Annotated in this window: 15 protein-coding genes; 9 read left to right on the plus strand and 6 right to left on the minus strand. The window is 68.2% G+C overall.

What is annotated here, in order from left to right; all coding sequences use genetic code 11:
- Window positions 1-77: 77 nt before the first annotated feature.
- Both VKG64_14365 and VKG64_14370 read right to left on the minus strand, forming a co-directional pair.
- Window positions 78-1901, minus strand: a complete 1824-nt coding sequence (locus VKG64_14365; protein ID HKB26225.1) for an ABC transporter ATP-binding protein — start codon at window positions 1899-1901, stop codon at window positions 78-80.
- Window positions 1898-2818 carry a 2-dehydropantoate 2-reductase gene (locus VKG64_14370; protein ID HKB26226.1) on the minus strand — a complete coding sequence of 307 codons (921 nt, stop codon included), beginning with the start codon at window positions 2816-2818 and terminating at the stop codon, window positions 1898-1900. The genes VKG64_14365 and VKG64_14370 overlap by 4 nt, the downstream gene beginning before the upstream one ends.
- Window positions 2819-2845: 27 nt before the next feature.
- Between VKG64_14370 and VKG64_14375 the strand changes: the two genes are divergently transcribed.
- The 5 genes from VKG64_14375 to VKG64_14395 are packed head-to-tail and all read left to right on the plus strand — an operon-like array spanning window position 2846 to window position 8954.
- The gene (locus tag VKG64_14375) at window positions 2846-4117 is read left to right on the plus strand and encodes an MmgE/PrpD family protein (GenBank protein HKB26227.1); all 1272 of its coding nucleotides are present in this window, start codon (window positions 2846-2848) and stop codon (window positions 4115-4117) included.
- 11 nt (window positions 4118-4128) lie between these two features.
- Window positions 4129-5151, plus strand: coding sequence for an extracellular solute-binding protein (locus VKG64_14380; GenBank protein HKB26228.1), 1023 nt, complete (start codon window positions 4129-4131; stop codon window positions 5149-5151).
- Window positions 5152-5178: 27 nt separating this feature from the next.
- On the plus strand, window positions 5179-6111 hold the full coding sequence (locus tag VKG64_14385; GenBank protein HKB26229.1) for an LLM class F420-dependent oxidoreductase: 933 nt from the start codon (window positions 5179-5181) through the stop codon (window positions 6109-6111).
- Between the two features lie 19 nt (window positions 6112-6130).
- Complete coding sequence (locus VKG64_14390; GenBank protein HKB26230.1) at window positions 6131-7855, plus strand: iron ABC transporter permease; 1725 nt, start codon at window positions 6131-6133, stop codon at window positions 7853-7855.
- A 7-nt stretch (window positions 7856-7862) separates the two neighbouring features.
- A complete protein-coding gene (locus VKG64_14395; GenBank protein ID HKB26231.1) occupies window positions 7863-8954 on the plus strand; it encodes an ABC transporter ATP-binding protein in 1092 nt (363 codons plus the stop codon).
- A 396-nt stretch (window positions 8955-9350) separates the two neighbouring features.
- Here the strand turns inward: VKG64_14395 and VKG64_14400 are convergent, their stop codons facing one another.
- The 3 genes from VKG64_14400 to VKG64_14410 are packed head-to-tail and all read right to left on the minus strand — an operon-like array spanning window position 9351 to window position 10719.
- Window positions 9351-9572, minus strand: a complete 222-nt coding sequence (locus VKG64_14400; GenBank protein ID HKB26232.1) for a type II toxin-antitoxin system HicA family toxin — start codon at window positions 9570-9572, stop codon at window positions 9351-9353.
- Window positions 9569-9793: a type II toxin-antitoxin system HicB family antitoxin gene (locus tag VKG64_14405; protein HKB26233.1), complete on the minus strand. Its 225-nt coding sequence runs from the start codon at window positions 9791-9793 to the stop codon at window positions 9569-9571. The genes VKG64_14400 and VKG64_14405 overlap by 4 nt, the downstream gene beginning before the upstream one ends.
- Window positions 9790-10719 (minus strand): hypothetical protein, encoded by a 930-nt coding sequence (locus VKG64_14410; GenBank protein HKB26234.1) that lies wholly within the window; start codon window positions 10717-10719, stop codon window positions 9790-9792. Before VKG64_14410 ends, VKG64_14405 begins: the two co-directional genes overlap by 4 nt.
- Before the next feature lie 287 nt (window positions 10720-11006).
- Between VKG64_14410 and VKG64_14415 the strand changes: the two genes are divergently transcribed.
- From VKG64_14415 to VKG64_14430, 4 genes are all read left to right on the plus strand, one after another.
- Window positions 11007-11384 carry a hypothetical protein gene (locus tag VKG64_14415; GenBank protein HKB26235.1) on the plus strand — a complete coding sequence of 126 codons (378 nt, stop codon included), beginning with the start codon at window positions 11007-11009 and terminating at the stop codon, window positions 11382-11384.
- A gap of 235 nt (window positions 11385-11619) precedes the next feature.
- Window positions 11620-12177, plus strand: coding sequence for a hypothetical protein (locus tag VKG64_14420; GenBank protein HKB26236.1), 558 nt, complete (start codon window positions 11620-11622; stop codon window positions 12175-12177).
- A 39-nt stretch (window positions 12178-12216) separates the two neighbouring features.
- Entirely contained in the window at window positions 12217-12363 is a 147-nt protein-coding gene (locus VKG64_14425; protein ID HKB26237.1) for a hypothetical protein, read from the plus strand.
- Entirely contained in the window at window positions 12360-12779 is a 420-nt protein-coding gene (locus tag VKG64_14430; protein ID HKB26238.1) for a hypothetical protein, read from the plus strand. The genes VKG64_14425 and VKG64_14430 overlap by 4 nt, the downstream gene beginning before the upstream one ends.
- Window positions 12780-13259: 480 nt before the next feature.
- Here the strand turns inward: VKG64_14430 and VKG64_14435 are convergent.
- Window positions 13260-13524, minus strand: a 265-nt coding sequence (locus VKG64_14435; GenBank protein HKB26239.1) for a thiamine pyrophosphate-dependent enzyme, incomplete at its 5' end; no start/stop codon positions are given.

The raw sequence follows: 13524 nt of genomic DNA on the forward strand, positions 1-13524 counted from the left end.
CCCGCAAGAGGCGGGCGACCAGCCGCCGGTCGAAGGCGCTCCCGAGCCGGTCGTCGAACTCGCGGTCGCGGCCCGGCTCAGGCACGCGCGATCTCCTCCTCGAGCTGCTGGATCCGCCAGAGCCGTGCGTAGAGCCCGCCCGCGCCGAGGAGCTCCGCGTGGCGGCCGGCCTCCACCACGCGTCCCGCGTCGAGGACGACGATCCGGTCGGCCGCCTGGGCCGCGCGGAGCCGGTGGGTCATGAGCAGCATCGTGCGCCCGGCCGCGAACCGCCGGAGGGCGGCGACGATCTCCTCCTCCTTCGCCGCGTCCACGGACGCGAAGACGTCGTCGAGGACGAGCAGCGGCGGCCCGGCCGCGAGCGCCCGGGCGAGCGCGACGCGCTGGCGCTGGCCGCCCGACAGCGTGAGACCGCGCTCGCCGACGACCGTCGCGTAGCCCGCCGGAAACCGCTCGATCTCCGCCGCGACGCCGGCCGCCGCGGCGGCGGCGCGCACGCGCGGGGCGTCCACGCCGTCCCGGCCGAGGGCGATGTTCGCGTCGAGCGCGCGCGAGAAGAGGAATCCCTCTTGAGGCACGTAGCCGAGCCGCGCGCGGAGATCGTCGAGCGCCAGCGCCGTCACGTCGTGGCCGTCCACGAAGACCGTCCCCGGCGGCGGCCCCCAGAGCCGCGCGAGCACGAGCCCCAGCGTGGACTTGCCGGCGCCCGTGGGCCCCACGACGGCGACCGTCTCGCCGGCGCCGACCTCGAAGCTCACGTCGCGCAGCGCCGGCTCCCGGCCCTCGTACGCGAACGTCAGGCCCGCGAACCGGATGGACTCCGCGCCACGGGACGAGAACCCGGTTAAATCAATCGGACTTGGAGATACGGAGCCCTCGGGCTCCTTTCTCGGGCCACCCTCGGTCTGAACCGACCTCGCGGACCCCGCTACAACGGTCGGGGACAACGTCGCCGCGCGAATGATCTCTTCGATACGCTCGTGAGACGTCAGGCCGCGGCGCACGATCGACAGCGTCCAGCCCAGCGCGATCGTGGGCCACGTGAGGTACGCGAGGTAGCCGTTGAACGCGACGAGCGCGCCGAGCGAGAGCCGTCCGTCCACGACCGCCTTGCCGCCCGCCCAGAGGACGACGAGGGTCCCGACGCCGGCGACGAGCCCCATCAGCGGCGCGACCGACGACTGCGTCCGGGCCAGCGCGAGGCTCCGGTGGAGGTGTTCCCGGTTCTCGCGGTCGAACTCCGCGCCGGCGCGGGGCTCGAGCGCGTACGCGCGGACCACCGCCATCCCCGCAACGTACTCCTGCACCTTGGCCGACAGGACGCCGAGCTGCTCCTGCGCCGCCTGGGCGCGCTCGTTGACGACGCCGTTGAAACGCTTCGCGAGCAGCACGAGCGCGGGGTACGGCGCCAGCGCCCAGAGGGTGAGCCACGGGTCCGCCGCGAGCATGGCGGCGAGCGCGCCGACGAACGCGAACGCGGTGCCGACGGCGCTCACGGCGCCGAAGCCCACGAGCGAGCGCACGGCCGCGACGTCGCTCGACGCGCGCGACATGAGCTCGCCCGTCGGGTGCGCCGCGAAGAACTTCGGCGGGAACGTCTGGAGGCTCGCGTAGAGGTCGTTCCGCAGGTCGTACTCGATCCGCTGGCCGCCGCCGATGATCGCGAAGCGCGAGCCGAGCCGCGCGACGCCGTTGGTCAGGGCGAAGAGCACGATGAGCCCGACGTAGCCGCCCAGCCGGGCCGGGTCGGCGTCGGCCCGCAGCGTGTCGATCGCCCGCTGCACCGTGAACGGAATGGCGAGCGACGCGAGCGTCGCCGCGGCGAGGCAGAGGACGCCGAGCGCGTAGCGGGCGCGGTAGCGCGCGAGGCGCCCCCAGAGGGCGCGGGCCGGTGGCGTCAGCCGAGCCCCCCCGCGGCGTGCGGCAGGAGCGCCGCGTACACCGCGGCGACGGTCGGCACCGGGACGCCGAGCCGCTCGCCGAGCCGCACCGCGTGGCCGTGGAGGGCGTCGAGCTCGAGGCGCCGGCCCTGCAGCAGATCCTCGGCCAGCGAGGCGCGGCTGGCGGGCGCGATCCCGGTCGCGAACTTCATGGTCTGGTCCACGACGTCGGCGGCGAGCCCGGCCTTCGCCGCGGTGCCGAGCGCCGCGACCTCCTCGACGATCCGCCGGAACATCGCCCACGTCTCGGGCGTGTCGCGGACGACGCCGATCGGGCAGCGCGTGAGCGCGGTCATGCCGCCCACGGCGCAGATCAGGATGTACTTCTCCCAGAGCGCGCGGCGGATGCCCGTGGTCAGCTCGACCGGGACCCGGGCCGCCTCGAACACGGCGAGGAGCCGCTCGGCGCGCGCGCTCCGCCGCCCGTCGAGCTCGCCGAAGATGATCCGGCCGGCGAAGCGGTGCGCGATCACGCCCGGACGCTCGATGCCGGCGAAGACCTGCGCGACCCCGCCCACCGCGTGGCCGGCGCCGAGGATCGCGTCGATCCGCTCCTCGTTGTCCACGCCGTTCTGGAGCGAGAGGACCGCGGTCTCGGGGAGGACGACGGGACGGAGCGCGGCCGCCGCCCGCTCGGTGTCGAACGACTTCACGCAGAAGAGGACCGCGTCGGCCGGCGCGAGCCCCGTGAGGTCCTCCACGGCCGGCGCTCTGACGACGCTGTCGCCCTCCACCGCGGAGCGCACGCTGAGCCCGTCGCGCCGGATCGCCTCGAGGTGCGCGCCGCGCGCGACCAGCGTCACCGTCTCGCCGGCCCGCGCGAGCTTCGCGCCGAAGAAGCCGCCGACGCCGCCCGTCCCCATGACGACGATGTGCATGCCACGTATGATACATTGCGCTGCGACATGCCACGGCCCGAACGGCGCGTGCCGACCTCCGCCGCGCGGCGCCTCGCTCGGTTCCTCGTCGGCCTCCGACCGGAAGACGTGCCGCCGCCGGTCACCGCGCGGGCGGCGCTGCTTGCCCTCGACACGCTCGGCAGCTGCCTCGCCTCCACCCGCTATGACTTCGGCCGGGCGGTGCGCGAGACCGCCGAGCGCCTGGGCGGCCCGCCCGAGAGCCTCCTGATCGGCGGCAAGGGACGGGTCGCCGCGGCCAACGCCGCGCTCGCGAACGCGACCCTCGCTCACGGGCTCGACTTCGACGACACGCGCGAGGACGCGATCGTCCACACGGGCTCGGTGGCCGTCACGACCGCCCTCGCGGTCGGCGAGGCGCGCGGCGCCTCGGGACGCGCCACGCTCGCCGCGCTGATCGCCGGCGTCGAGGTGATGTGCCGCATCGGCCTCGCCGTTCCCGGGAAGTTCCACGCCCGCCACTACCATCCGACCTCGCTCACGGGCTCCTTCGCCGCGGCCGCCGTCGCCGGGAAGCTCCACGGCCTCGGGGAGGACGCGCTGGTCCACGCCTTCGGCATCTGCGGGAGCCAGGCCGGTGGCATCATCGAATATCTCGCCGACGGCTCGTGGACCAAGCGCCTGCACCCGGGCTGGGCGGCTCACGCAGGCATCGTCGCCGCGCTGCTCGCGCAGTCGGGCTTCACGGGGCCGGAGACGGTCTTCGAGGGCGAGCACGGCTTCTATCAGGCCTTCGCCGGCGGCCACGACGTGGCGCGGCTCGACGCGCTCCTCGACAGCCTCGGCCGTACGTGGGAGCTCGAGCGGCTCACGTTCAAGCCCTACCCGTGCGGCTCGATCGCCCACCCCTACATGGACTGCGCGCTCCGCCTCCGCGAGCGGTACCGGCTGGCGCCCGCCGAGATCGCCAAGGGACGCGCGGGGCTCGCCGAGTTCGAGGACGAGGCGGTACGCGATCCCGCGGTGCTCGCCGTCGCGTCGCGCGTCGGCTACGAGATCGACCCGACGATCGATTACCCGCGGCAGTTTGTCGGCCACGTCCGGATCCGCACGGGCGACGGGCGCCTGCTCGAAGAGCGCCAGGACCACCCGCGCGGCGGCGCCGACGATCCGATGACGCGCGAGGAGCTCGAGGCGAAGTTCCGCGGCAACGCCGGCCTCGTCGTGCCGGACGAACAGGGGTCGCGGGTGATCCGCGCCGTCCACGCGCTGGCCGCGGCGGCGAGCCTCCACGGCCTCGTCGAGTCGCTGACACCCTGAGGGAGCGAATCATGACGAAGCCTTCGCTGGTCTCGAGCCTGCTGGCGGCGGCGCTCGTCCTCGCCGCCGTTCCCTCCGCAGCCCAGGACGCCCGCGTCGAGGCCGCCCGGACGGAGGGCAAGGTCGTCTGGTACACCTCGCTCGCGCTCCCGAGCGCCGAGAAGGTGGCCAAGCTCTTCGAGGCGGCCTACCCGGGGATCAAGGTCGAGGTGCACCGGACCGGATCCCAGCGCATCCTCCAGCGCGTGATGCAGGAGCTCCAGGCGGGCCTCAAGATCGTCGACGTGATCCACACCTCGGACGCCGGTCACTTCGTCCTGCTCAAGGAGAAGAAGCTCCTGGCCAAGTACACGCCGCCGGGCGTGGACCGCTTCCCTGCGGGATTCAAGGACGCCGACGGCTACTACTACGGTCTCCGCGCCACGGTCAACGTCATCGCCTACAACACGAAGCTCGTGTCCGCCGCCGACGCGCCGAAGACGTGGAAGGACCTCCTCGACCCGAGGTGGAAGAGCAAGCTCGTCACCGCGCACCCCGGCTACAGCGGCGTCATCGCGACCCACGTGCTGGCGCTCGTCCACCTCCACGGCTGGGAGTACTTCAAGCAGCTCGCGCAGAACCGGCTCATGCTCGTGCAGTCGGCGGTGGATCCCGCGGGCGTCGTCGCGTCGGGCGAACGGGTGGTCGCGGCCAACGGGGGCGACTACTACTACTATCAGATGAAGAAGAAGGGAAACCCGATCGAGGTCGTCTATCCGAAGGAAGGCGTGCCGCTCGTCGTCTCGCCGACCGCGATCGCCGCCTTCGCGCCGCATCCGAACGCCGCCAGGCTCTTCACCGACTTCACGTTCACGCGCGAGCTGCAGCAGGTCATGGCGGACAGCGAGGGCCTCTACACCGGGCACCCCGAGGTGAAGTACCCAACCGACAAGCCGACGCTCTCCGAGCTCAAGCTCCTCTCCGTGGACCCCGAGGAGCTGGAGAAGCGCAACGAGGAGATCAAGAAGCGCTTCGTGGAGTTCTTCGGGGCGTAGCGTGCTGGGGTCCCCGGTGCCCGTGTGATGAAGCCGTTTCGTTTCGGCGTGAACGTTCGGAAGGCGGGGTCGCGCGCCGAATGGGCCGAGACGGCGCGAAGGATCGAGGACCTCGGCTACGCTGTGCTGAGCGTGCCGGATCACCCCGCCGATATCCTTTCGCCGATACCGGCGTTGGTCGGTGCCGCCGGCGCGACGAAAACGCTCCGGGTGGGCACGAACGTGCTCAACAATGACTTTCGGCACCCGGTGCTCGTTGCGCGCGAAGCCGCGACGGTGGATCTCCTGACCGACGGCAGGCTCGAGCTCGGCGTGGGGGCCGGACACATGCAGTCCGAGTACGACCAGGCAGGAGTGCATTTCGATCCGGCCGAGACCAGAATCGAGCGGCTGGCGGAGGCGATCGCCATCATCAAAGGCCTGCTCAACGGTGAAGAGGTCACGTTCGCGGGGCGCCACTATCGGGTGACGGGCCACCGGATCTATCCGCTTCCCGTTCAACGCCCTCACCCGCCCATGCTCATCGGCGGGAACGCCCGGCGACTCCTGAGCCTCGCGGCGGAGGAAGCCGACATCGTCGGCCTGACGGGGATCATCTTCCGTCGCGGCGGAGTGGAGAAGGATCTCTCTGGCTGGAGGGTGAAGTCCGTCGACGAGCGGGTGCAGCTCGTGAGAGACGTGGCCGGAGACCGATTCGGGCACCTGGAGCTCAACGCCCTGGTGCAACGGGTCATCGTGACGGACGATCGTCGCGCGGCGAGCGAAGAGCTGGCGAAGCTCTGGACGCAGTTGAATCCCGAAGAGATTCTCCAGAGTCCCTACGTGCTCATCGGGACCATCGATCAGCTCATCGAGCAACTCCTGGCTCGCCGAGCGCGCTGGGGCATCTCGTATTATGTGATCTTCGAGCCCTACATGGATGCGTTCGCGCCGGTCGTCGCGCGCCTCGCCGGCAGATAGCCCCATGGCACCTTCACCGATGCCGGCGAGGCGTGTCGAGACGGCGACTCTCACGGCAGGACTCGCGTCACGCTTCCGGGGCATCGACCGCTCGCTGCCCGTCTGGGTCGGGGCGGCGCTGGCGCTGCTCTTCCTGATGGCGCTGCCCCTCGGCTGGCTCGCCTCGCTGAGCGTGAGCGCCGAGGGCGGTGCAACGCTCGCCCACTACCGGCAGGTGTTCGCCGACCCGGCGCTCCAGAGGGCGCTGTGGAACACCGTGGTGCTCGCCTTCTGGGTCGGGCTCGCCTCGATCGCCATCGGGGCGCCGCTCGCGTGGCTGACCGCGCGCACCGACGTGCCGGGCAAGACACTGATCCGGGGCCTCGTCCTGGCCTCCTTCGTCACGCCGCCGTTTCTCGGCGCCTTCGCCTGGGTCATGCTCGCCGGCCCCAACGCCGGCCTGCTCAACAAGGTCTACCGCGCCGTGACCGGCGCGGGCGATCCCCTCGTCGACATCTTCAGCATGCCGGGCCTCGTCTTCGTCGTGACGATCTACACCTTTCCGTACGTCTACATCATGGTCGCCAACACGCTCGGGCTGATCGCCTCCGATCTCGAGGAAGCGGCGGCGATCCTCGGCGCGGGGCGGCTCGTGGTGGCGTGGACGGTGACGCTGCCGCTCGTCCTGCCCGCCCTCGCGAGCGGGTTCATCCTCGCGGTGCTCCAGGCGCTCGCGCTCTTCGGCTCGCCCGCCATTCTGGCGATGCCCGCCGGCTTCCACACGATCACGACCCAGATCTGGACCTTCTTCCAGTTCCCGCCGAAGACCGAGATGGCAGCGGCCTTCTCGATGCCGCTGCTGCTCGCCACCGCGCTGCTCCTGCTCGTGCAGAAACGGCTGCTCGGGCGGCGCGGCTACGCGGCGATCGGCGGCAAGGGCGGGCAGCGGCGGACGATCGCCCTCGGCCCCTGGCGCTGGCCGGCGTTCGCGGCGTGCCTGGTCGTGATGGCCTGCGCGATCTTCCTGCCGTACGGCGTCCTCGCCAAGGCCGCCTTCTCGCGCGCGTGGGCCCAGCCGCTCAGCTGGGACAACCTCACGCTCGCGAACTTCTCCTTCACCTTCTTCGAGTACAGCGCGACCCAGGCGGCGATCGTCAACACGCTCGAGCTCGGCGTGCTGACCGCCTGCGTGGGCGCGGCGCTCGTCGCGCTCCTGTCCTACGTCACCAACCGCCGGCTCGTCGTCGGCCATCAGGTCATCGCGTTCCTCGTGCTGGCGCCCGTGGTGATCCCCGGCGTGGTGCTCGCCGTCGGGCTCTTCATCGCCTACACGCGCCCGCCCCTCGTGCTCTACGGCACGCTCTGGATCCTGTTCGTCGCGTACCTGACCAAGGAGATGCCCATCGGCTACGCGCAGGCGGACGCGACGTTCCGCGCCATCCCGACGGACCTGGAGGACGCGGGGCGGATCCTGGGGGGCGGGCGGCTCCGCATCCTGCGCGACATCACGGTGCCGCTGGCCAAGAGCGGCGTCATCGCCGCGTGGTGCTTCATCTTCATCGGCGTCATCCGGGAGCTCTCGGCCTCGATCATCCTGTTCACGCCGAACACGAAGGTCATGTCGGTGGTGATCTTCGACCTCAAGGAGGAAGGCCAGTTCGGCGCGATCGCCGTGCTGGGCCTCGTCATGCTGGCGCTCACGTTCGGCACCGTGGCCCTCGTCCAGGCCGTCCTCGGTCGCGACGTGCTGGGGGCCCGCGAGTGAGGCGACGATGCCCGGCGTGACGATCAAGGGCCTGACGAAGCGCTACGGCGACGTGGCCGCCGTCGAGGGGCTCGACCTCCGGGTCGAGCCCGGCGAGCTGGTCGCGCTCCTCGGGCCGTCGGGGTGCGGCAAGACGACCACGCTCCGCCTGGTCGCGGGGTTCCTCCGGCCCGAGGCCGGCGGGATCTGGGTGGGCGAGCGCTGCCTCTCCTCGCCGGCGTCGGTGGTCCCGCCCGAGCGACGGCGGATGGCGATGATCTTCCAGAGCTACGCCCTCTGGCCCCACATGACCGTGGCTCAGAACGTCGCCTACGGGCTCCGCTTCAAAGCGGGCGTGCCAAGGGCCGACCGCGAGGCCCGCGCGCGCGAGATGCTGAGGGTCGTCCAGCTCGCCGGCTACGAATCACGCTACCCGGGCGAGCTCTCGGGCGGCCAGCAGCAGCGCGTCGCGGTGGCGCGGGCACTGGTCGTCGAGCCCGAGATCCTCCTGCTCGACGAGCCCCTGAGCAACCTCGACGCCAATCTACGTGAGGAAATGCGCTTCGAGATCCGCCGGCTCCACGAGACCTTCGCCATCACCACCCTCTACGTCACCCACGACCAGGCCGAGGCGATGGTGATCTCGGATCGCGTGGCGATCCTGCACCGGGGGCGCGTCGTCCAGGTCGGGAGCGCCGAGGACCTCTTCCAGCGCCCGCGGACGCGCTTCGTCGCCGAGTTCATCGGCAAGACCAACCTCGTCGACGCGACGGCGGCGGAGCCGGGGGTGGTGTCGCGCGGGACGTTGCGGCTCCGAGTCGCGGGCTCGGGTTCGCGGCCCGGCGCTCAGGTCGTCGTCTCGATCCGCCCTCACGAGATCGAGCTCGTGGCGCCCGGCGGCGCCGCGCCGGCCGGGCTGAACGTTCTCGCGGGCACGGTGCAGCGGGTCAGCTACCTCGGCGACACGGTGGACTATCAGGTGCGCGTGAGTGGAAGCGACGTGGCGCTCCGCGTGACGGCGCCTCCGCCCGCGCCCTTCGCCCCCGGCGCGAGCGTGACGCTGGCCGTGGCGCCCGAGGCGTGCGTGCTGCTGGCGCAGGGCGACGAGGCCGACCTCTAGAAAAGCGACGGGATCAAAAACACTGTGGGACGGACGCCGGAACCTCGTGATATGACTGGGTCCTCGTCGAACGGCGCCGTCGGGTCAGAAGCAAAAGTAATCGGCCCCAAAGGAAGGCTGATGCGCAAGGCCAATCGCACGACCCTGGGCGAGGGAGAATCCCGACGGGACTCGCTAAACGGGCCTATCGCGAGCTATTGAACGGTGAGAAGCACGAACCCAACGACCTCCAAAGAACGAGAGCCAGATGGCTAGGCGAAATGGGCGAGGAGGGCGCGCTGGAGCGTGCCCGCTGCATCTTCGCCGCCGACCCGAGGCTGAAGCCATAACGCGTTCCTGCATCCTCAAGGCCGGAGGCCCCCGCAGCCGGAATCGACCGGCCGTCAGGGCGAAATCCTACAAAAGGTCAGCGAAGTCCGAGACCGAGAGGCCAGCCTTCCGGAGCAGCGCGCGCAGGAGTCCACGTCCGATCTCAGGATGGAGCGGCACTGTCAGGACGACCGAAGACCCGGGCTTGGTGAGTGTGACGTGACTACCCCGCTGTCGATCCTGCGTCCAGCCCGCTCGCTCGAAGGCTCGGATAACCTCCGCGCCTGAGCAGTGCGGGAGTCGGCTCACACCACCTCGACCTCGACCTCTCTGACCTCAATCGCGAGCGGTAGGCCACGCGCGCGACGGGTCTCGAGGCTTGCGCGAATCGCTTCGCGGATCGCCTCAAGAGCTTCGGCCTCCGTCCGGCCTTGGGTGACGCAGCCAGAGAGCGCGGGGCACTCAGCCACGATCCATCCATCCTCGTCATGCTCGAGCGTCACCACGAAGGTCTGTGCGTGCGTCATCATTCCCCTCCCACGCGCTCCTGTTCGAGTTGTCGCTTGACCTCCTGGTCAAGCCACGCCTGGAGCTTGACGTCATCCGATGGCTCGATCGCACGAGTCGGAATCTGTCTGGCGCCGAGCTCTCTGATCAGCTGAAGATTTCTCGCCGAGTCGGCACGCATCACCTCGCGCTCGGCGTCAGGGATCTGTTGCAGCACTGACGACGGACACCCCCAGGAGGAGGTGCGGATCCGCGGAGGTGCGAGCCTCTCCCCGCGCCGAGACTTCTGGAGCCATTTCACCGCGGTCTCCGCACTCAGCGCGACCGGGGGACCGATCAGAAGCTCTACGGCCGTCTTGAGAAGGTCGAGGCTCGGCACGCTCAGTTCGCCGTTGATCGAGCCACGGGTGTACCCGGGGACCTTCCCATCGGCCTCCCGCATCACGGACACGATTGCCTCGAACGCCCGCCGGACCTCGGCTTGTCGGGACCGCTTACGCTCATGCAGGTCGAGGTTCCGACGCGCCAGTTGTCGCACGTCCTGTTTTTCCCAGTACCCCAGGCTCTCGTACGTTATCTCCTCCCATGATCGATTGCCGCGGGCCTGCGCCAACTTCTCGTCCGCCCGGCCCGTGCGCAGATCCCGCACGCGGACATCCGCCGACCGGGCGACCCGCTCCGCGGCTGCTGCATCCAACAGAGCTGCGATCGGCGGCCCGCCCTCGGTCGGCAGAAGTCCCGACGCGCTGAAGAGCCGACGCTCGCGAGGCACAGCGAACTCACGCGAATCCGCCTCCGTCTTAATCCGCTCAACGATCTGCGCTGCCTTCGCCGCGTCACCGAAATTCCTCCGCGCAAGCCGCGCCAAACGTCGCTCGCATTCAGCCCGCCCCTCGATGGCGCTCTGAAGGCTTCTGGCCATGTCTTTCAGGGATTTAGCCCGCGACACGAAATTCCCCTTTGTCAACACAGTCTAGCATGGCGGAGTCTAGACGCGAATGGAGCGGACGTTGTGGCGCGACGAATCGAGCTTGAGTACGAAGGAGGCGCACTGTATGGCATTCGTTTACTTTCTCAGAAGCGGTAATCAGAACATCTTCAAGATCGGCCGATCGCGTACTCGATGGAGACTGGCGGATCGGGTGCCGTGACGATGGATGGGACATTCGAGAAAGGTCAAGCGAGCCGGTCGGTACACGTTTCACAACGAGGTCACTGCGATTCGGGTGGCCTGACATGGAGACCACCATGGACGAGCCAAGAGGGAGAGCACGGAAGTTCGCCACACGGTACCCGAGGGCGGCTGTCGGTCTGCGCTGGATCGCGAAGGCCGTTTTCTACGTGGTCGCTGCGTACGTCCTCATCTGGATTGCGTTCGGCCAAGACCCCCCGCAGCTCGTTCAGGTGCGCGAAGACGTCATCGGGGCGATCGGCGCGATACTCTTAGTGCTCTGGCAACTCCCCGGTTACATGTGGATCGCGTTCGTGATCGTCGTGCCGTTGTTTCTCATCGTCCAAGAGTTGGGGCATATCTGCTCGCACCTGGCCTCGCTCAACAGCTCCGTTGGAGCGTACCTCGAAGCGCGCAGGCGCGATGGACTACCAGAAGAATAAAGGCGACGAAGCAGCGCGCCCAGGAGGACAGCCCAATGATGCGACCCCTACGAAGCGCCTCACTGCTCGTCGCGTTCTACCTGCTCACCTCGGATGCGACGGCCACCGCCGAGTGCGGGCGCTGTGGACTAAACATGCTTGTTGACGGTCAGCGGGAATGCAACCAATGAGTGCCGTTTTCCCTAAACAGTGGTCAGACTGGCTTGACCAACACATCTGGCCGCAAATTCACAGTATGATGATCGACGACGCCTATTTCAAACTGATGGGCAAAGCTCGAGAACTCACCGGGGAGTTCAACGGGCCTATTGCAGGACTCATTGAGGTTGGGTATGTCACGTGTCAGACGCTCGCCATTCGCAGACTGTGTGATGATCGAAGAGACGTGATTTCACTTCGGCGATTGCTCATGGAAGCCAAGGCAAACGGCCTCGTTCCGCAGGGTCAAATTGATCAGCTCTTACGTAAGCTGGACTCCTGTGACCATATTCGTGGTCTAGTGAACGACTACCTGGCCCACACCGCGAATCCTCTGCGGAGGCCAATTGTCAGCGAGTGGGAATTGCAGGTGGGTCATCTGACTAAAGCGCAGAAGGCAATTTGTGAGACTGCCATTACACTCGATCGCGATCTATTACAGCGGAAACACTATGTCGCCCTCATTCCTGTACCGCAATTCGACATCATGCAAGAGTTCAAGCATTGGGTGCCAGATACGGGCGTCGAGAAGCTGTGGGAATTCTGGCACACTCACAATGATGCGGTGAATGCTTGGATTTCTGCGCTCAAGTAGCTGCTACAAGGGAGGCAGACTGTCGAAGGAGGAGCAGAAGTGACCGACAAAGAGAAGCAGCTTAAGCGTCTTTGCGACGACAACCACCTGCTTCGCGTTGCGACGTGGCACATAGAGCAAATCGAGCGCACACCCGGCAATGGTCCCCAGTCGGCGACGTTGCGGGCGGACCATGCGGCGTGGTGACTGTGTTCGCGGCGGCTACCATAGAGGAGAGACTGAACACCTTCATCGCCTCCCCGCTGCTGTTCATGACAGAGAAAGGACCTCGCCGATTCCTCGCGGAGCTGGCGACTACGAGGCTAGCGCTACGAATGCCCGACAAGATTAAGTTCCTCCGTGATCGCGTTGTGGCACTAAACGACAACCCGATACTTGCGAAGGTCCGAGACCTTTCTACTCGTCGTAACCGCATTCTGCACATCTCGCCCGAGTACGAGGAGGACGAGAACGAGCAGCCCCGATTGTCAAGGAAACGCGCCCTCCCCCTTCCGCCGCTTGAACAGGCTAAGGCGGACCGGGAGACGGCGTGCGAGTTTCTGAAGCTGATGTTCGACGTGATTCCGTATGAGCCGTGGCCGCCGCCTGCCTTCGAGACCTGAGAGTGAACGTCATCGCCAAACACCGTCGACCCACGCGGGCCGAAGGAAAAGTGAGCGATCACCCCGTGTTGCCGACCACGAAGCACCGGATTGTGGCCGCGCTAATGTTCGGATGGGTCGTCTGGATACAAGCATGGAAGGGTGACTTCAATGACTTGAAGCGTCCGAGGTGAATGACTGGGAACGAGTGGACAGCGTCTACCCGACGCTCGTCGAGTGTGAGAGGGCACTTGCTTGCAGGCGGACGTCGTCGAGTTCGCTCTCAAGCAGCGAGACCCTGACGCGAAAAGACACGTGCCTGTTTTAGTCGTGCCGAATTTTCTTGAGCCAAGCGAGACGGAGTCCGTTGAAAAGCATCGCGAAAACGCGACCATGACCAAACACGGGTTCGAATCCCGCAAGGCTGTCGCCGGCGGAGCGTCGACCCCGAGCACCGTGTCCTCGCATCGCTGAAGGCTCGCGGCCGATTCTCGCCGGCGGTTACAGCTCCCACGGCGGGTCGATCGCGATCGGCAGATCGAGGACCGTTGGCCCGTCGGCGGAGAGCGCCCGGGCAATCGCGGCGCCGAGCGCGTCCACGCCCTCCACGCGCTCGCCGCGGGCACCGAACGCCTGGGCGAGCGCCGGGAAGTCCGGGTTCGCCAGGTCGGCCTCGCCCCAGCGCCCGTGGAAGAGCGTCTCCTGGAGCCACTTGATCGCGCCGTAGCGGCCGTCGTTCATGACGAGGAACACGACGGGCAGCCGG

This window comes from Candidatus Methylomirabilota bacterium, from assembly GCA_035260325.1.
Lineage (GTDB): Bacteria > Methylomirabilota > Methylomirabilia > Rokubacteriales > CSP1-6 > AR19.

Coding starts and splice junctions, on each gene's coding strand:
- VKG64_14370 (HKB26226.1), bottom strand. CDS start 2,818: ATGCACATCGTCGTCATGGGGACGGGCGGCGTCGGCGGCTTCTTCGGC.
- VKG64_14375 (HKB26227.1), top strand. CDS start 2,846: ATGCCACGGCCCGAACGGCGCGTGCCGACCTCCGCCGCGCGGCGCCTC.
- VKG64_14380 (HKB26228.1), top strand. CDS start 4,129: ATGACGAAGCCTTCGCTGGTCTCGAGCCTGCTGGCGGCGGCGCTCGTC.
- VKG64_14385 (HKB26229.1), top strand. CDS start 5,179: ATGAAGCCGTTTCGTTTCGGCGTGAACGTTCGGAAGGCGGGGTCGCGC.
- VKG64_14390 (HKB26230.1), top strand. CDS start 6,131: ATGCCGGCGAGGCGTGTCGAGACGGCGACTCTCACGGCAGGACTCGCG.
- VKG64_14395 (HKB26231.1), top strand. CDS start 7,863: ATGCCCGGCGTGACGATCAAGGGCCTGACGAAGCGCTACGGCGACGTG.
- VKG64_14405 (HKB26233.1), bottom strand. CDS start 9,793: ATGATGACGCACGCACAGACCTTCGTGGTGACGCTCGAGCATGACGAG.
- VKG64_14415 (HKB26235.1), top strand. CDS start 11,007: ATGGAGACCACCATGGACGAGCCAAGAGGGAGAGCACGGAAGTTCGCC.
- VKG64_14420 (HKB26236.1), top strand. CDS start 11,620: ATGATGATCGACGACGCCTATTTCAAACTGATGGGCAAAGCTCGAGAA.